Genomic DNA, 18609 nt, shown 5'->3' on the forward strand with positions numbered 1-18609 from the left:
ATTATTTTAGTTTTGGATATTTAGCCGGATTAGCCTCATGCATAATATCGTAAATTTTCTCAAAAATATCTTCTGCATTGGGCTTAGAAAAATAGTCGCCATCTGTAGCATAAGCCGGTCTGTGAGCTTTAGCCGATAAAGTTTGTGGAGCGCTATCTAAATATTTATAAGCGCCTTGTTTTTCTATAATTTCTTGTAATAAATATGCTGACGCTCCACCCGGCACATCTTCATCTACAACTAACAATCTATTAGTTTTCTGAACACTTTTAACCACATCGTGATTAATATCAAAAGGTAATAAGCTTTGTGCATCTATAAGCTCTACATCTATATCTACTTGCATTAACTCTTTAGCTACTTGCTCTACAATTCTGAAAGTAGAACCGTATGATACCACAGTAATATCTTTACCTTCTTTAACGGTTTCTACAACACCAATTGGAGTTCTAAATTCTCCTAAGTTATTAGGCAATTTCTCTTTTAAGCGATATCCGTTTAAGCTTTCTATAATAAGGGCAGGTTCATCGCTAAGCATTAATGTATTGTAAAACCCGGCTGCTTTGGTCATGTTTCTTGGGGTTAGTACATACATTCCTCTAAGCAAATGAATTATACCACCCATTTGTGATCCGGAATGCCAAATACCTTCTAAACGATGCCCACGCGTTCTAACAATTACCGGGGCTTTTTGTTTACCAACAGTTCTGTAAAGCAAGGTTGCTAAATCATCACTCATTATTTGTAGTGCATAGAGAAGGTAATCTAAATACTGAATTTCGGCAATTGGTCGTAAACCTCTCATGGCAAGACCAATACCTTGGCCAAGTATAGTTGCCTCTCTAATACCGGTATCTGCAACCCTAATTTCTCCGTATTTTTCTTGTAACCCTTCAAGTCCTTGGTTTACATCTCCAATATTACCACTATCTTCTCCAAAAACAAGTGCTTGAGGATATTTACTAAATAAAACATCAAAATTATCACGTAAAACAATTCTGCCATCAACCTCTTCCGGATTAGATTCGTAGGTTGGCTCTACAGCAGTAATTGTTGTTGCATTGTTGGGTTGCTCACTATATAAATGCGAACTAAACTTAGGTTGATTATTTTTATAATAAGTGTCTATCCAGTTTATAAGGGCTTGCTTTTGTGCAGAGTTTTCACCTACTACGTATCTAAGCGCCTTTCTGGCAGTAGCAATAACATCTCTTTTAATAGGCTCTTTTATAGCAGCAAGTTCATCTTTTAACTTGTTAATAAACACACTATTAGTGCTATTTTGTGCCAAAGCATCTAATACTGTTACAAGCTCATTTTTATCAGATATAATAGGTTGTATAAACTCGCTCCAAGCTTCTTTTTTAGCTTCTCTGACTTCCTTTTTTATTTGTTTTTCTAAGTCGGTAAGTTCTTGGTCTGTTGCAATACCGTTAGCTATAATCCATTCGCGCATTTTAACATTGCAATCAAACTCTTTTTCCCAAGCCAAACGCTCCGGAGATTTGTAACGTTCATGCGAACCGGAAGTAGAGTGCCCTTGAGGTTGAGTTAATTCTTTAACGTGAATTAAAACCGGCACATGCTCGGTACGAGCAAGCTCACCTGCTTGTAAATACACTTCATTAAGTGCAGGATAATCCCATCCGTTTACTTCAAAAATTTCAAAACCTGCATTATTTTCATCACGCTGAAACCCTTTTAAGATTTCAGAAATATTTTCTTTGGTGGTTTGATATTTTGCAGGAACAGAGATACCATACATATCATCCCAAACACTAATAACCATTGGCACTTGAAGTACACCTGCTGCATTAAAAGTTTCAAAAAATAACCCTTCACTTGTACTTGCATTACCAATAGTTCCCCAAGCTACTTCGTTACCGTTAACCGAAAAACCGGTACTGTCTATTTCTTTTACATTTCTGTACACTTTAGAGGCTTGTGCCAAGCCCAATAATCTTGGCATTTGTCCTGCAGTAGGAGAGATATCTGCACTACTGTTTTTTTGTGCAGTTAAATCTTTCCAACTACCATCTTCGTTTAAGCTGTGTGTCATAAAATGACCACCCATTTGCCTTCCGGCACTCATTGGTTCTGCCTCTATGGATGTGTTTGCGTATAATCCTGCAAAAAATTGTTTTGGAGTAAGTTGGCCAATAGCCATCATAAAGGTTTGGTCACGATAGTAACCACTTCTAAAATCACCATTTTTAAAAGCTCTTGCCCAAGCTAATTGCGGTACTTCTTTACCATCACCAAAAATTCCGAATTTAGCTTTTCCGGTTAATACTTCTCTTCTTCCTAACAAGCTACATTCTCTGCTGGTAACCGCAATTTTATAATCGGTTAATACCTGTTCTTGAAAATCTTCAAACGAAATATCACTCTGTAATTTAGGTGTTTTCTGCATGGAAAAGGGAGTTTAGTGAACGCTCACAAAAATAGCTAAAAGAATTAATTTTAGCAATTTTAGAAATCTTAAAAAATTGAATATTTTTCAATCAAATAGAGTTTTTATTGATGATTATTTAAAATAATGTAAAATTTAACATTTTTGTTGGTAAATCATCAATTTAAAACATGCTTAAAACCATTTTCTAGTAAATAAACCAAGTAAAGCTCTGGGCTGTAGGGTTACAACAAATCTTATGCGTTGGTCGTAATTAGGTTGGGCTATTTCCCAGCCATTGTTAGAGTAAAGCGGGAAGTATAGTTCAAAATAATCGGTTACCAGATTTAAGCGTATTCCAGAATCGTAAACAAATTTTCCCGGGACATTTTTATTTTTTACAAACCCAACATCACCATAAAACTCAACCCATTTCCAAATATTAATACTGGCATTGGCTGTTGCAATCCAATCATTAGAAAAAGCAGGTTCTAGCTTAGACTTAAAACCTCCCTCAGCAATAATTAACTGTTGACTGAAAATTCCTGAAGCTTCAGAACGTCCTAAATAATCATAATCAAATAAATAATCGGTAGGTCTATCTAAAGCAAAACTAAAGAAATCACCATCATCCGTACCTGTATTATTCTTTATAAATTTTCCTATAAAGAACCTTAAATTTAATTGTGTATTATTTTCATAAAGTCTTCTAAACTCTGCATTAAAAGCAATTTTAGTGAATTTATCTGCAACTTGTAAATCGGTAAACCACGAGTAAAAATTTATTATATCATTATTGTAGTGGTTAAACCTTACGTTAAACACTCTGTAATCAGGATCGGTTTCTATATTTGGGTCTAAATCTCTAAATACATTTACATACCTTAGCATTAACATTTTACGCTCGTTAGAACGTAAATCTTCGTTTCTGAATCTAAACGAAATATGAGGTGTAAGTGTAGAGTAGCGCAAATCTGGCGCGTAGTGAAAACTAGAACCCAAAATACCGGTATCTATGCGATATAGACTTTGATTTTGAAAATATTTACGATAGTTTAAAATACCAGATCCTACGAGGGTTTTTTCTTTGGTTGCGTATGATGGACGAAGGTCAAAAATAAATGGGCGCTCTAATAATGTTTTATTATACAATCGCATGCCCGGAGTTACACCATCATAAAAGTTGTAGGTTAAAATAGGAACATAAAAAACTTGATTGTAATAAGGGTTCTCAGCATCTTTAAAGAATTGAAATTTTAGTTTTTTATTACTTGAGAAAAATCCGCCCAAGGTTTTCCAGTTATCTCGTTGATTAAATTCAGGAATAACTCTATCGTAATTTAACACTAAACGCTCTGCATTTTTTTTGGGGATTGTAACAGTTTTATAATCTACTACGCTATCTATCCAGGTTTTAAAAACAACAGAATCGTTAGCAATAGCATATAATGAAATAGGGGCGTGCGTACCTGTTTTGTTTTTTATGGTAACAATAGCAGAGTCTTTGGTTTTAACAATCTTGTCTATTTTAAAATCTATTCGTTTGTTTGTGCCTACGTATTCTGTAAAAAACCAGTCTATTTTTTTATTAGAATACTTTTGCAAGCTATTTTTAAAGCTTTCCGGAGAGGTAGTTGCAAGTTTATTGTTTTGGTAAAATTCTTTAATAGCATTTAAAACGGTTTGCTTACTAGTGTAATGATCTAAGTAAAGTAAGCCTAACCCTGCTTTATATTTATTGGCTATTTTTTGATTAAACTTTAAAAGAGAATCTTTAGGAGTGCTTAATGCCTGATCTATATTTTGACGCGCCATTAGCATGTGCAATAGTGCGTACTGATCGTTAAAGCTCATTTGTGCTAAATGAAAACTTCTAACCCCCCAGATTTTAGAAAACTTACCCAACAGCTTTACATCCGGATAAAAAGTATCTACATACAAAATCATTAAATACGTTTGAAGCGCATCTGTAAGCCAAGATTCTTCTCTTGGGTTAACGTGTATAGTATTTTGTAGAAATTGATTTAAGGTTGTTTTAAGCACCATAAGCTCGTAATGAAACTCTTCTGAGTAGGGTCTTAAAAAAGAAGGAAGCTGATTAATACCATACAATGGGTTTCTGTTATAAAGATTGGTGCTAACCAATAGCTTTTGGTGAGGGTACTCTCCTAAATACTTTGTTATAAAATTACCAATACGCTCTATAGATATACCTTTCTGAATTTCGGATATTTTGGTTTGGTTTAAATTGGTAACTAATGTTAAATTCTCTGTTTTGTAGGTATAAAAATCAGAATCTGCTTTTAAAATTATATTGCTTGATAGTCTTTTATCTCCCTCAAGCGTTACTTTTTTAGTTGTTGATAGAGCGGTTTCTTCTTTACTATTAAAATCAGTTACAAGTGTAAGCTTCTTTGGGTAGTTAAACTCTATGCTATAATCTGTTAGTGGCTGGTATAAATCGTTTAAGTTTTTGTTGTTGTAAAGCAACCACTCTCCATTATAAACGGCCGGAATTAAATGCCAATACAGTAAATTATAATCGCCATTGTCATAATAGCCGTATCCGGTAAATTTTGCATCGGGCAGCTTAATGGTATATGATAATGATATTGTTTGAGATTGGTTAGGATAAATAGGGTGTTTTAACTGAATTTTTATGGCATCATACTTATTTAACCGCTCCCAATGTAAAAATCTGTAAGTATCATCAGAAACTGTTATAATGTTTGTACCACCGCGTTCGTGTTTTTTTGCTAAATGCAACGATTTGTTAAACTCTTCTGCAAACCGTTTTGCCAGTGCTGTTTTTTTACTGGAATAAGAATGTTGCCAATCGTGTAAGTATAATTGATTAAGCGTGTCTGAAGTATTATTGTAATAAGTTATTTTTTGTTGAATTGATAACGTTTTAGTGCTATCGTGTAAGGTTGCAACAATATGTTGTTTGTGCTGGGCTTTACCGTAATAGCAGCCCAGCACAGTAATAATTGTTAAAATTAGTTTAGATACACGTATGTTTAATTTTGTAGCAAGTGCAATCAATACAACAAATCTTTTTCTTGTAGATTTCTAATTTAAAAATGTTTTATTAGAAGTTTGGACTTAAATTGAACTTTTTGTAGAAAGAGTTCAAAATCTCAATAACTTCATCTTCTGTATCTACAACATGAAAAAGATCTAAATCACTTGCGCTAATATTTTTAGCCTTATCTAAAAGTGTTTTTTTAATCCAATCTATTAAACCAGACCAAAACTCAGATCCAACTAAAATAATCGGGAATTTATCTATTTTCTTAGTTTGTATAAGCGTAATTGCTTCAAAAAGTTCATCGAGTGTACCAAAACCACCCGGCATAACAACAAACCCTTGAGAGTATTTTACAAACATTACTTTTCTAACAAAAAAGTAATCAAAATTCAGGTTTTTATCGTCATCAATATAAGGGTTATCATGTTGCTCAAATGGTAGCTCTATATTTAATCCTACCGATGTGCCTCCACCAAGGTAAGCTCCTTTATTACCCGCTTCCATAATACCCGGGCCACCTCCTGTAATTACACCATATCCTGCTTCTACAATTTTGTTAGCTATTTTTTCTGTGAGCTTATAGTATTTGTCTTCGGGTTTAGTTCTTGCCGATCCGAAAATAGAAACGCAAGGACCAATTTGACTCATTTTTTCGAAGCCGTTTACAAATTCGCCCATTATTTTAAAAATAGCCCACGAGTCATTCGTTTTAATCTCGTTCCAACCTCTATGGTGTTTTTCTTTCCTCATATGATTTTAATTTTTTTAAAATTCAAAACATGCTAAAGTAATTCTTTTTTTAAAAATTTAGCAGTGTAGCTTTTGGTATCTTTTGCAACTTCTTCCGGAGTTCCTACTGCAACAATTTGTCCGCCTCCTTTACCTCCTTCGTATCCAATATCTATAATGTAATCTCCCATTTTAATCACGTCCATGTTGTGTTCTATAATTAAAACGGTGTTGCCTTTATCTACAAGTTGGTTAAGTACCTCCATTAAAACTCTAATATCTTCAAAATGTAGTCCGGTGGTTGGTTCATCTAAAATATAAAAGGTATTCCCGGTATCTTTTTTTGAAAGTTCTGTTGCCAATTTAATACGCTGAGCTTCACCACCTGATAGTGTTGTAGAGGGCTGCCCCAGGGTTATATACCCAAGCCCAACATCTTGAATGGTTTTTAGTTTTCTGTAAATTTTAGGAATATGCTCAAAGAAATCTACAGCTTCATTTATGGTCATTGCCAGTACATCGGCAATAGATTTACCTTTGTATCTGATCTCTAGAGTTTCTCTGTTAAAGCGTTTTCCCTGGCAGGTTTCGCATTCTACATAAACGTCCGGTAAAAAGTTCATTTCTATAACTTTTACACCGCCACCTTCACACGTTTCGCATCGACCTCCTTTTACATTAAAGCTAAATCTGCCGGGTTTGTAGCCTCTTATCATAGCTTCGGGAGTTTTGGTAAATAAACTTCTTATTTCGCTAAAAACTCCCGTATATGTAGCCGGGTTTGAACGCGGTGTTCTACCAATTGGCGATTGGTTTATATCTATAACCTTATCTATATGTTCTAAACCTTCAATGCTTTTGTAAGGCATTGGTTTTTTTACGGCATTAAAAAAGTGCTTATTTAAAATAGGGTAGAGGGTTTCGTTTATTAAAGTTGATTTTCCGCTACCCGAAACACCGGTTACAATAATCATTTTACCCAATGGGAAAGAAACATCTACATTTTTAAGATTATTACCGGTACACCCTTTTAAAACTAATGCTTTGCCGTTACCTTCACGACGTTTTGTTGGTACTGCAATTTCTTTTGCACCGTTTAAATAAGCTGCAGTAAGAGTACTTTGTTGCATTATTTGTTTTGGTGTCCCCTGCGAAATTATTTTACCACCGTGCCTGCCGGCCATTGGCCCAATGTCTATAACATGATCGGCGCTTAAAATCATGTCTTTATCGTGCTCTACAACAATTACAGAGTTTCCTATATCTCTAAGTGATTGTAGTGACTTTATAAGACGCTCGTTGTCTCTTTGATGCAATCCAATACTTGGCTCATCTAAAATATAAAGTACTCCCACTAACTGAGAGCCAATTTGCGTAGCCAACCTAATACGTTGGGCTTCGCCACCTGAGAGCGATTTAGAGCTTCGGTTTAACGATAAATAATCTAAACCAACATCAAGTAAAAATTGAAGTCTGTTGTTGATTTCTTTTAAAATTTCTTCGGCAATTTTAAACTGCTTTTCGTTTAGTTTTTTGGGTAAATCTTTAAAAAACTTAGCCAAATCAACAATATCCATCATAGCTAATTCGGCTATGTTTTTATTGTTTATTTTAAAGTAAAGCGATTCTTTTTTTAACCTTGAGCCGTTACACTCCGGACAAACAATTTTGTCCATATACTCTTTTGCCCAACGCTTTATTGAGGTAGATTCACTGTTTTCAAATTGACTTTTTAAGAAATTAACAATCCCTTCGTATTCAATTTTGTATTCTCTGGTTATACCTAAAGTTTTGGAGGCCACAGAAAATTTTTCGTTGCCACCGTAAAGAATAATATCTAATGCCTCTTTAGGTACTTTTTTAATTGGGTCTGTTAATTTAAAATTATAGCGCTCTGCTATAACTTCTATCTGTTTAAAGGCCCAAGAGCGCTTATACTCACCAAGTGGAGCAATAGCACCGCCCTTTATTGTTATGTTATTATTTGGGATTATTTTAGCTTCGTTTACCTGATATATGGTTCCTAATCCGTTACACGAAGGGCACATGCCCTTTGGGGAGTTAAATGAAAAAGTGTTGGGTTCAGGGTTTGGATACGATATTCCGGTAGACGGGCACATTAAATTTCTGCTAAAGTAACGAGGTTTGTTGCTGTCTTGCTCAAGCACCATAATTACATCGTTACCGTGGTACATTGCTGTTTGTAGTGTTTCTGCTAATCTTTTTTGAAACGTTTCTGAGTCTGAAACTACAAGTCTGTCTACAACAATCTCTATATCGTGCGTTTTGTACCTGTCTAACTTCATTCCACGGGTAATGTCGGTTATTTCGCCATCTACTCTAACTTTTACATACCCTTGTTTTGCAATTTGCTCAAACAATTCTCTATAATGTCCTTTTCTAGACTGTACAACCGGAGCAAGAATATTTATTTTTTTGCCGTTAAACTGTTCTATAATTAGATTTTTTATTTGCTCATCGCTATAACTAACCATTTTTTCACCGGTGTTATAGCTGTAGGCTTCTCCGGCACGTGCAAAAAGAAGTCGTAAAAAATCGTATATCTCTGTAATGGTTCCTACGGTTGATCGGGGAGATTTAGAAGTTGTTTTTTGCTCTATGGCAATAACAGGAGATAAACCGTCTATTTTATCTACATCAGGACGCTCTAAACCACCTAAAAACTGTCTGGCATAGGCCGAGAAAGTTTCAATGTAACGTCGTTGTCCTTCGGCATAAATAGTATCAAAGGCTAAAGACGATTTTCCACTTCCTGAGAGTCCGGTTATTACTACTAACTTTTCTCTTGGAATGCTTACATCTATGTTTTTTAGATTATGAACTCGAGCACCGTTAACTTCTATATTTTCTTCGAATACAGCCATAATATCAGCAAAATTGCAAAGGTACGATTTTAATAAAAAAGATTAGACCATTAAACCTTATAAGAATAGTGCAATTACAGCTATTAATTAAAAGTTTAATTGTGGGTTTTAAAGTTAGTGATAGGAATAGATAGCGGTCCTAATTGATGGTTTAGTGAAAACATTGCACCACTTTTTGTAGTAATCCAACCAGACCAGGTTGCTTTAAGACCACCTATAGGTAAAATATCTACCCACATTCTGTAAGCATAGGGTTTTTTGTTGGCATCTAAAAGCCAAAGGTAACTATCTCCCGGTGTAGTACCACCTTTTGTGTAGGTTACAAGCAAGCCTTTTTCTCCGTTTTCTAAAGTAACCAGACTTCGTTTAGTGCCAGAATCAAAAACTTTGTACGGAGCTACCAACCAAAAAGAATCATTATTAAAATAATCTTGTGCTTTTTGTATTAGTTTTTTCTTTTTTGAGGCTTCCTTTACAAGTTCATTGTTTATATAAACACTACTTTTTTGCGGAGCAATTAAATTGAGCTCTACTTTTTTGTCTTTCCAGAAAACAGTAACAATACCTTTGTTTTTTTGCCATTGGTAATGGTGTCTGTTTTTAAATGTCCATTCTAAATAATTAATTTCTTTGTAAGCCTTGTAATTAAGCGTGTTTAGCATTTGTATTGCAACAGAATCTGCTTTTGCACTAGGAGAATAATCAGGTAAAGAAATGTTATATTTTAAATATAAAAAGCTAAAAAACAACAAACTGGGGAGTGTGAAAAATATAACAACTCCAACAATAATTTTTATGATCTTTCTAATTTTCATAAACAAGTTTTCTTATTTGTTTTGCTAAAATAGTTGCTGCTTCAGGGTTTTCTCTAAACCAAAGCTCAGGTTCTATTAGTTCTAATTCTGAAACTACTAAATTATTATTGTTATCTAACATGATATCTACTCTGGCATATACAGGCATTTCTATACAGGCATTTACAGCTTGTAATGCCAAATCAATTTCGTTTTTTGTTGGAGTATATGGATGAACGGTTCCGCCAAAATCATCTTGAACTCTAAAGTCGCCTGGTTTTGCCTTTTTTAATATTGCGTGTGTAACTGTTTGGTTAAAAACCATTAACGATATTTCTCCTTTATTGGTTACATTTTTTAGGTATGGCTGAAGCATCATAGCTTCATTTGAAACTAATGTTTCAAAAATATGCTCATGTTCTGAAATGTTTTCTTGATTAATTTTATAAGTATGTCTTGCTGCTCCAGAAACACAAGGTTTTAATATTACTTCTTGCCACCTTTTTTTATTGCATAATGCCTGTAAAGTGGTTGCTGCACCTTTCTCTATAAAAAGGGTAGGAGGTATGGGCACGCCTTTATTATGCAAATGTTGCAGGTAATGCTTATCTAAATTCCATTTAATTAACCGCTCTGAATTTATAAGTTTTGTTTGCTTACTAACATTTTCTAACCAAGCAGAAAACTCAGTAAACCTATCAAAATAATCCCAAGTTGTTCTAAAAAGAGCAAAACGTGTATTACTCCAATCAAAATCAGAATCATCCCAAGCAATACGCGTTACCTGTAACCCTTCTTTTTTAAGAGCATTAACAACAAGGGTATCTTCGGTAATTACATTTTGTACATAAGTACTTGTAATTTCCGGATTTACATAGCGCCTATCTGTAAGCACTACTACATCAAAAAAAGGTTTTTTCATATTGTTTAAAATCCAACTGCAGTATCGTCTCCTCTTTTATCTGCCCCGCCTTCTAAAGTACCGTCAGGATACACCAAAATAGCATCAACTTTACCAATTACAGGGGTTCTATCTTCGTTAATATTATACCCTTTTTCTTTTAAACTGTTTAAAAGGTTTTTAGAGAATGCATTGGGCTCAAATGTTATTACATCTGGTAGCCATTGGTGGTGAAACCTCGGAGCATTAACAGCTTCTTGCATGCTCATATTAAATTCATACACATTTAGAATTGTTTGTAAAACCGATGTGATAATGGTCGAACCACCGGGTGTACCAACTACCATAAATAATTTTCCGTCTTTTTCTACAATAGTTGGCGTCATAGAGCTAAGCATTCTTTTTTCTGGAGCAATACTGTTGGCTTCTGCACCAATTAGCCCAAACATATTGGGTTCTCCGGGCTTGGCACTAAAGTCATCCATTTCATTATTAAAAAAGAATCCGAGTTCATCTGAATACAATTTAGAGCCGTATGCTCCATTTATGGTTGTTGTAGCAGATACAGCATTCCCGTATTGATCTATTATTGAATAATGAGTTGTTTCTGAACTTTCTGAAATGGTTATGCTACCATGACTAATTTCTGATGAAGGGGTGGCTTTATTAAAACTAAACGAAGCCATTCTGTTTTTAAGGTAATCTTCATCTAACAGGGTTTGCAGAGGAATTTCAACAAAATCAGGATCTCCTAAAAAGTAGTTTCTATCTGCATATGCTCTTCGTTCTGCTTCGGTTATTAACTGTATACTTTTTAAGCTATTGTGCCCGTAATCTGAAATAGGATAGGGCTCAATCATTTTCATAATTTGAGCTAATGTAACACCACCACTACTTGGGGGGCTCATAGAAATTATTGTAAGGTCTTTATAGTTAAAAATAATAGGTTCACGCCATTTAGCTTCGTATCTAGCCAAATCTTCTTGGGTAATATAACCGCCTTTTTCTTGTATAAAAGTTGCTATTTTATGTGCAGTTTCACCCTTATAAAATTCGTCTCGGCCGTTTTGCATTATGCGTTCTAATGTATTGGCTAGAGCTAAATATTTAATGGTGTCTCCGGCTTTATAAGGATAAGCTAAAAGTGTGCTATCTCCGCTTACTTGTTTAATTAAAGGCCTATAGTTTTCTAATCTGGCTTCTTGTTTTTTAGTTACAACCACGCCTTTTTTAGCTAGTTCTATTACTGGTTTTATGAGCTCATTAAAAGGTAGCGATCCAAACTTTTCATGCACAGCAAACACACCGGCAACTGTACCCGGTACACCAACAGCAGTGGCTCCGAGTGTGCTTTTGCCCGGTACTACATTCCCCAGGCTATCTAAATACATGTCTTTATGCGCTGCAAGAGGAGCTTTTTCTCTATAATCTAAACCTCCTGTTGTACCATCTGCCATTCTGTAAACCATAAACCCACCGCCACCAAGATTGCCGGCATATGGGTAAGCCACAGCCAAAGCAAGCTCTGTAGCTACCATGGCATCAAAAGCGTTTCCGCCTTTTTTTAAAATTTCTACTCCAATTTTAGAAGCCTCTTCTCTTGCAGAGACTACCATTGCTTGTTTTGTAGTAAGCCCGGTAGGAGTTCTTTTGGGTTGAGTTTTACAAGCTATGATAAAAAGGGCAATAAAAACCGAAAAGAATAATTTTCTAATCATACAGATATTGATTTGTATTTATGGTTAGCATATGTTATAAGCTCATCAAAAAAAGCAGTAAATTCTTTTTCAAAATCATCATAATGTTCTTGGAGGTCTAAAATAGCAAAATTCATTTTAGACTTATTTTTGGTTCTTCTATTCATGCCATTTAGCACTTTGGCAATTCCTTTTAGTTTTCTGTAATTATACAGCCAATTATCTGCAATCATGTACGGCAGCATGCGTTGCGTTGCTTCGGGTAAAATAGAAAAGTGTTGCTCTAATAAATCGTAAAAATCATCAACATAATCTTTTAAAGGAATAGAGGCATAGTTTTCCCAATTTTTAGCTAAAAAATGGTCGTAAAAAATATCTACAATAACTCCGCTATAATGACCGTAATTTTCTTGAAGCCTATATTTACTTTGCCTAAAAACAGGATGACTATCAGTAAAAGTATCTATAGCTCTGTGCAGTAAGATGCCTTTTTGAATGTCTTTAGGGTAATGATCATATTTATTTCCCCTGATGGCATCGGCAATAAAATTACCTATTTTAACCAAGGGTTCTTCGTTAGATAAATATATGTGTGCTAAAAAATTCATGAGCTCGAATTTACAAATTCAAACTCAAGAAAAAAGGATTGAGATTGTATATTTGCACAAATTCAGAAAATACATCTACCATGACTTTAATAAAATCTATTTCCGGTATTCGAGGCACTATTGGAGGCAACGTTGGCGATAATTTAACCCCTATAGATGCTGTTACTTTTGCTGCAGCCTATGGCACTTGGGTTAAAGAACAACGCCAGAAAGACAACTACAGAGTAGTGGTTGGTAGAGACGCCAGAATATCTGGAAAAATGATTCAAGACTTGGTAATGCAAACACTCGTTGGGATGGGCATTCATGTTGTAGATTTGGGATTGTCTACAACTCCAACAGTAGAAGTTGCTGTACCCATGGAGCATGCAGATGGCGGAATTATTTTAACGGCAAGCCATAACCCAAAACAGTGGAATGCGCTTAAACTTTTAAATGCAAAAGGAGAGTTTTTAAATGCGAAAGAAGGAGAACGAATTTTAGAAATTGCTAAAAACGAAGACTTTGCATTTGCCGAAGTTGATAATTTGGGCAAAATAACTAAAAATGATGCTTATATAGATTTACACATTGATGAGATTTTAAAACTGCCTTTAGTTAATACTGAGGCCATTAAGAGTGCTAATTTTAAGGTGGTGGTTGATGGTGTAAATTCTACCGGAGGTATAGCTATACCATTACTTTTAGATCGTTTAGGGGTACATACCGTTAAGTTGTATTGTGAGCCAAACGGGCATTTTCCGCACAATCCTGAACCTTTAAAGGAGCATTTAACAGATTTGTCTGATAAAGTAGTAGATGAAAAAGCAGATTTAGGAATTGTTGTAGATCCGGATGTAGATAGATTAGCTTTTATTGATGAGAAAGGCGAGATGTTTGGTGAAGAATATACATTGGTTGCTTGCGCAGATTATGTGTTAAGCAAAACACCCGGAAATACGGTTTCTAACATGTCTTCTACTCGTGCGCTAAGTGATGTTACCAAGCAATACGGAGGCACATATAAAGCTTCTGCCGTGGGAGAGGTAAATGTTGTTGCCTTAATGAAACAAACAAACGCAATAATAGGAGGAGAAGGTAATGGCGGAATTATTTATCCGGAGTTGCATTACGGCCGAGATGCTTTAGTGGGAGTTGCATTATTTTTAAGCTTATTGGCAGAGAAAAAAGTTACTGTAAGCGAATTAAAGTCGGGGTATCCGGCGTATTTTATGAGTAAAAATAAAATTGCACTAACACCAGATTTAGATGTAGATGCCATTTTAAAAGCTATAGAGAAAAATTACGCAAACCATAAAGTATCTACTATAGATGGCGTGAAAATTGATTTTCCTGAAAGTTGGGTACACCTTAGAAAATCTAACACAGAACCAATTATTAGAATTTATACAGAAGCCAAATCACAACAAGAAGCAGATAACTTAGCTGCAACCATAATACAAGAAATTAAGGCAATAGCTAATCTTTAGGAGCTTTGTCTTTGTGTTTAAAGCGCTTGTGTGTCCATAAATAATATTCTGGCTTAGCTTTTATTTGTGCTTCTAAAAGCTCAGTAAAGGTATCGGTTATTTTATAGTCGGGTAATGCTTTTGGGTTATCTGTAATTACAGTAAATGTAGTTTGGTAATATCCACGCTTAATCTTCTGAATATCCATAAAAACCACCGGATAATCTAATTCTTTAGATAGCTTTTCTGCACCTAAAAAAACAGGAACTTTAACGCCCATAAATGTTCTCCAGTAGCGAGCTCTTTGAAGTTGAGGTGATTGGTCGCTTGCCAAACCATATAAAGCCAGAACATTGTCTTCTTTATGTTTTCTAATGGTTTTTGTTGCATCTTTTTTAGCAATTAAATAAGCTCCGTGTCGGGTTCTGATTTTTTTCACCAACCTATCAAAATACTTGTTAGCAATTGGCATATATACGCCATACCCTTTATGATTTATATGGTAGCCTAAAGACATCATCCATTCGTAACTTGCATAATGCCCACAAACTAAAATTACGTTACGTTTTTGTTTTTCGAAATTTTTTATAACCTCTAAGTTGGTAAAAGAAAAACGTTTAATCATTTCTGTTTTAGAGATAGTTAAAGATTTAATCATCTCTAAAAACAAATCACACATGTGCTTGTAGAACTTTTTTTCTATTTGCTTAATTTCTGATAGCGATTTCTCCGGAAAGGCTAATTGTAAGTTTCCTCTAACAACTTTTTTTCGGTATCCAATTATGTAATATAACAAGATGTAAATAGCATCTGATAATGCATAAAGCAATCTAAACGGTAAAATAGAAACCAGCCATAATAGCGGATATACAAGTATAAAAACCAATAACTGCATGAAGCAAATTTTTGGGCAAATATAGCTATATTTGATGCACACCTAAACAAACCCTAAATGAATTTAAGTATAGCCACGCTGGTTTTAATTATTGCTAATGCAGTAATTTCTTTTAAAGGTTTTAACGATTTTACTTTTTTTGAACGCTATAAGTTTCAGATAGGAGCTATTAAAAGAGGCGAACGATTTAGAATTTTCACTTCGGGGTTTTTACACGTAGATATTACACATTTATTGTTTAACATGATTACACTGTACTTTTTTGCTACAGTAGTAATTGCCTTTTTTGGTACAACTAAATTCTTGTTAATTTACTTTGTAAGTCTTATAGTTGGTAGTCTTTTTGCTTTGTTTTTTCATAAAGACGAATATCATTACAGTGCAGTAGGAGCAAGTGGCGCTGTAACCGGAATAATTTATGCTGCAATTTTACTTAGACCCGATATGAGTCTGTATTTTTTCTTCATCCCAATTCCTATTCCGGCCTATATTTTTGGTATTGGTTATTTGCTGTATTCTATTTACGGCATGAAAAGCAGAATAGGTAATATTGGTCATACGGCTCATTTTGGTGGTGCTGTTGGCGGGTATTTGTGTACACTACTGTTTATGCCCAGTCTTTTAGTAAACCATACATTAATGGTGGTCTTGTTAGCTATACCGATTATAATTTTGTTTGTTTTAGAAAAAATGGGCAAAATATCTTAAAATGGCATAACCCTTGTTTAGGGTAATTAAAATTAATCACATGAAAAAATTAGTTATAGTACTCTTTTGCATTAGTTTAGGTATTAATGCCCAGCAAAAAGAATTTTTATCTACCGTTTCTGTAACCGGAGAAAGCACATTGTTTGTAACCCCGGATTATGCTTTAATACGAGTAAGTGTAGAGCATAACGGTAACGACCCACAGTCTGTTAAAGCTAATAATGATGCAGTTATAAATACGGTATTTAAGATTATTAAAAAGCATAAAATAAAAGATAAAGATGTTTTTTCTGAACGTGTTAATTTGAATAAGAGATTTGATTACCAGAAAAAAAAGTATCATTATACGGCTTCCCAATCACTAAAAATCACGTTACGAGATTTAAGTAAATATGAAACATTAATGCAAGGATTATTAAATTCGGGTATTAACAGAATAGATGGAGTACAGTTTAAAGCATCTAATTTAGAAGAAGTAAAAAGCCAAGCTCGTATTAAGGCTATCCTCAACGCAAAAGAAAAAGCAGTAGCATATGCGCAAGCTTTAGGGCAACAAACAGGTAAAGCTATTACAATAAGCGAGAGTGGTTATAGTGCACCAATGCCTGTGCGTTCTTATGAAGTTAAAGCTATGGCTATGGATGCTGCAGAAGAAATACAAACAATTGCAGCCGGCGATATAGAAATTAAAGCTCGAGTTTATGTAGTATTTGAGCTGAAGTAGCAAAAAAAAAGAAAAAGAAAAAAGCCCTCAAAACTGAGGGCTTTTTGATGCTATTTCTTGATTATTAATTTAATAATTCGGCTATTTTCTCTTCAAGTGCATCACCACGGAGATCTTTTGCTACAATAACACCTTCTTCATTTAAAATAAATGTAGCAGGTATAGCATTAACATTATACATTCGGGCAACAGGCTCGTTCCAGTGTTTTAGGTTAGATACATGATGCCAAGGTAAGCCGTCATCTGCAATTGCTTTTTCCCAGTCTTCTTTCTTTTTATCTAAAGAAACACCAATAATTTCTAATCCTTTTTCGTGATATTTATTGTAAACTTTAACAACATTAGGATTTTCTGCTCTACAAGGTTTGCACCAAGCAGCCCAAAAATCAATTATTGTAACCTTTCCTTTAACATCATTTAAAGCAATGGTTTTACCTTCTGGGTTTGGTGCAGAAAAATTAGGAGCTTTACTACCAACTTCAACTTTTAAGGCATCGGTTAATAATTTGGCTACTTCTTTCCCTTCTTCTGAGTTTTTTAACGCTTCCGGTAAATTATCGTATAACTCTTTTACTTTGTTAGTGCTATGTGCTTTGTTTAAAAGGTATCTATGTATAAGCATCAATGTTACATAGCTATCAGGGTTGTTTTCGGCAAAATTTAGCTCGTAGTTTTTTCCTTCTTCTTGAATTTCAAAAAACTCGTCTCTTAATGAGCTCATAGTAGTAGTATCATTCTCTCGCTGTGCTTTAAATAAATCTTCTCTGAGCGATACCAACTTTTTGTTTATAGCTTTTGTTCCTTCTAAGAATTTGGTAAACGAATCATTAGAGGGTGTTCCTGAAATTTTAGATGCATTCAGGCTATCCTTGTAAAGCTCTAAAGTAATGTTTCCTTCTTCAAGTATTACAGGAACGTTTCCTTTAACGCCATCAATAAATATAAAATGCATTTGAGGCTCTGTACTTTCTCCCGTAAAAGTAAATGAACCATCTTGTACTTGAGTGGTATCTACTTCTTGAATTGGAGCACTAAATGATACTTTTTTTAAGTATACGTTTGTACCATTATTTACGCCATCTATTTTGGCAGTAACAATGTATTGGTTTTCTTTTGGTTTGTTACATGCAGTTGCTAGAAGTAAAATTGCAACGCATACGTTTAAAATTTTTTTCATGGTATATATTAAATCTTTAGTACACAAATGTAATAAACTCGGGCTAATAAAAAAGCCTCACAAAAGCGTGAGGCTTTTTTATTTTATTATTGATGTTTAGAATTGATATCTAAGCCCAAGAGCTATATCAAAATCTACATCATTGTTAAAATTGCTTAATCCTAATTCTGGTCTAAAATCTAACGAAATAAGCAACGGTATATCAAAATTATATTCAATACCAATATCTCCGGCTAATAGCGCAAACACACCATCATCATCATCGCCCGGAAAATCATTATCCCAACTCCAGTTACCAATACCGGCACCGGCACCAACATACCAATTAAAATTACCATCTAATGGCATAACCCATTGATGTAAACCTACTAGTTTGTATGCACTGTAATTTTTACCGTCTCTCCATCCTAAATCAAATTCCAATCTTGTATCTGAAGTCAAAGCGGTTTGGTACGATATTTCTGCACCAAAACCATCGCTATCTCCTAATCTAAGCCCTAATGCATTTTTAGAGATTTCTTGTGCGTTACTAAAACTAATAACACCAAGAATAAACAAAAATCCTATAAAATACTTTTTCATAAATCTCAATTTTTAAAGTTCTTTGTTATAATTTACTA

The 18609-nt window shown here is 34.4% G+C and carries 14 protein-coding genes; 3 read left to right on the forward strand and 11 right to left on the reverse strand.

From position 1 onward, the window contains the following. Window position 1 precedes the first annotated feature (1 nt). The 8 genes from ACZ5CF_RS08045 to ACZ5CF_RS08080 all read right to left on the reverse strand — a co-directional run bounded on the left by ACZ5CF_RS08045 (window position 2) and on the right by ACZ5CF_RS08080 (window position 13037). Complete coding sequence (locus tag ACZ5CF_RS08045) at window positions 2-2413, reverse strand: alpha-ketoacid dehydrogenase subunit alpha/beta (RefSeq protein ID WP_464578738.1); 2412 nt, start codon at window positions 2411-2413, stop codon at window positions 2-4. 174 nt (window positions 2414-2587) lie between these two features. Then, window positions 2588-5437, reverse strand: a complete 2850-nt coding sequence (locus ACZ5CF_RS08050; RefSeq protein ID WP_464578740.1) for a gluzincin family metallopeptidase — start codon at window positions 5435-5437, stop codon at window positions 2588-2590. A 46-nt stretch (window positions 5438-5483) separates the two neighbouring features. After that, window positions 5484-6173, reverse strand: coding sequence for an LOG family protein (locus ACZ5CF_RS08055; RefSeq protein ID WP_464578742.1), 690 nt, complete (start codon window positions 6171-6173; stop codon window positions 5484-5486). Window positions 6174-6205: 32 nt separating this feature from the next. Further along, window positions 6206-9037 (reverse strand): excinuclease ABC subunit UvrA, encoded by a 2832-nt coding sequence (gene uvrA, locus ACZ5CF_RS08060; protein WP_464578743.1) that lies wholly within the window; start codon window positions 9035-9037, stop codon window positions 6206-6208. 95 nt (window positions 9038-9132) lie between these two features. Next, window positions 9133-9852 (reverse strand): hypothetical protein, encoded by a 720-nt coding sequence (locus ACZ5CF_RS08065; protein ID WP_464578744.1) that lies wholly within the window; start codon window positions 9850-9852, stop codon window positions 9133-9135. Beyond that, window positions 9842-10753, reverse strand: coding sequence for an ATP-grasp domain-containing protein (locus tag ACZ5CF_RS08070; RefSeq protein WP_464578745.1), 912 nt, complete (start codon window positions 10751-10753; stop codon window positions 9842-9844). Before ACZ5CF_RS08070 ends, ACZ5CF_RS08065 begins: the two co-directional genes overlap by 11 nt. Window positions 10754-10758: 5 nt before the next feature. Continuing rightward, complete coding sequence (gene ggt, locus ACZ5CF_RS08075; RefSeq protein WP_464578747.1) at window positions 10759-12450, reverse strand: gamma-glutamyltransferase; 1692 nt, start codon at window positions 12448-12450, stop codon at window positions 10759-10761. After that, window positions 12447-13037 (reverse strand): acyl carrier protein phosphodiesterase, encoded by a 591-nt coding sequence (locus tag ACZ5CF_RS08080; RefSeq protein ID WP_464578748.1) that lies wholly within the window; start codon window positions 13035-13037, stop codon window positions 12447-12449. The genes ggt and ACZ5CF_RS08080 overlap by 4 nt, the downstream gene beginning before the upstream one ends. Before the next feature lie 80 nt (window positions 13038-13117). On the opposite strand from ACZ5CF_RS08080, the gene glmM reads away from it, so the two are divergent. Continuing rightward, window positions 13118-14506 carry a phosphoglucosamine mutase gene (glmM, locus tag ACZ5CF_RS08085; protein ID WP_464578750.1) on the forward strand — a complete coding sequence of 463 codons (1389 nt, stop codon included), beginning with the start codon at window positions 13118-13120 and terminating at the stop codon, window positions 14504-14506. Here glmM and ACZ5CF_RS08090 read toward each other — a convergent pair. Next, the gene (locus tag ACZ5CF_RS08090) at window positions 14496-15380 is read right to left on the reverse strand and encodes a lysophospholipid acyltransferase family protein (protein WP_464578751.1); all 885 of its coding nucleotides are present in this window, start codon (window positions 15378-15380) and stop codon (window positions 14496-14498) included. The genes glmM and ACZ5CF_RS08090 overlap by 11 nt on opposite strands. 57 nt (window positions 15381-15437) lie before the next feature. On the opposite strand from ACZ5CF_RS08090, the gene ACZ5CF_RS08095 reads away from it, so the two are divergent. Next, window positions 15438-16088, forward strand: a complete 651-nt coding sequence (locus tag ACZ5CF_RS08095) for a rhomboid family intramembrane serine protease (RefSeq protein WP_464578752.1) — start codon at window positions 15438-15440, stop codon at window positions 16086-16088. 40 nt (window positions 16089-16128) lie between these two features. Further along, window positions 16129-16812: an SIMPL domain-containing protein gene (locus ACZ5CF_RS08100; RefSeq protein WP_464578753.1), complete on the forward strand. Its 684-nt coding sequence runs from the start codon at window positions 16129-16131 to the stop codon at window positions 16810-16812. A gap of 64 nt (window positions 16813-16876) precedes the next feature. On the opposite strand, the gene ACZ5CF_RS08105 is transcribed toward ACZ5CF_RS08100, so the two are convergent. After that, a complete protein-coding gene (locus ACZ5CF_RS08105) occupies window positions 16877-17989 on the reverse strand; it encodes a redoxin domain-containing protein (protein ID WP_464578754.1) in 1113 nt (370 codons plus the stop codon). 96 nt (window positions 17990-18085) lie between these two features. Next, complete coding sequence (locus tag ACZ5CF_RS08110; protein WP_464578756.1) at window positions 18086-18571, reverse strand: hypothetical protein; 486 nt, start codon at window positions 18569-18571, stop codon at window positions 18086-18088. Between the last annotated feature and the right edge of the window lie 38 nt (window positions 18572-18609).

Source organism: Lutaonella thermophila (assembly GCF_055387725.1).

Excerpts from the sequence above, each read along its gene's own strand:
- glmM (WP_464578750.1), top strand. The coding sequence starts at position 13,118 with ATGACTTTAATAAAATCTATTTCCGGTATTCGAGGCACTATTGGAGGC.
- ACZ5CF_RS08045 (WP_464578738.1), bottom strand. The coding sequence starts at position 2,413 with ATGCAGAAAACACCTAAATTACAGAGTGATATTTCGTTTGAAGATTTT.
- ggt (WP_464578747.1), bottom strand. The coding sequence starts at position 12,450 with ATGATTAGAAAATTATTCTTTTCGGTTTTTATTGCCCTTTTTATCATA.
- ACZ5CF_RS08090 (WP_464578751.1), bottom strand. The coding sequence starts at position 15,380 with ATGCAGTTATTGGTTTTTATACTTGTATATCCGCTATTATGGCTGGTT.
- ACZ5CF_RS08110 (WP_464578756.1), bottom strand. The coding sequence starts at position 18,571 with ATGAAAAAGTATTTTATAGGATTTTTGTTTATTCTTGGTGTTATTAGT.
- ACZ5CF_RS08105 (WP_464578754.1), bottom strand. The coding sequence starts at position 17,989 with ATGAAAAAAATTTTAAACGTATGCGTTGCAATTTTACTTCTAGCAACT.
- ACZ5CF_RS08095 (WP_464578752.1), top strand. The coding sequence starts at position 15,438 with ATGAATTTAAGTATAGCCACGCTGGTTTTAATTATTGCTAATGCAGTA.
- ACZ5CF_RS08080 (WP_464578748.1), bottom strand. The coding sequence starts at position 13,037 with ATGAATTTTTTAGCACACATATATTTATCTAACGAAGAACCCTTGGTT.
- ACZ5CF_RS08065 (WP_464578744.1), bottom strand. The coding sequence starts at position 9,852 with ATGAAAATTAGAAAGATCATAAAAATTATTGTTGGAGTTGTTATATTT.
- ACZ5CF_RS08055 (WP_464578742.1), bottom strand. The coding sequence starts at position 6,173 with ATGAGGAAAGAAAAACACCATAGAGGTTGGAACGAGATTAAAACGAAT.
- uvrA (WP_464578743.1), bottom strand. The coding sequence starts at position 9,037 with ATGGCTGTATTCGAAGAAAATATAGAAGTTAACGGTGCTCGAGTTCAT.
- ACZ5CF_RS08070 (WP_464578745.1), bottom strand. The coding sequence starts at position 10,753 with ATGAAAAAACCTTTTTTTGATGTAGTAGTGCTTACAGATAGGCGCTAT.
- ACZ5CF_RS08100 (WP_464578753.1), top strand. The coding sequence starts at position 16,129 with ATGAAAAAATTAGTTATAGTACTCTTTTGCATTAGTTTAGGTATTAAT.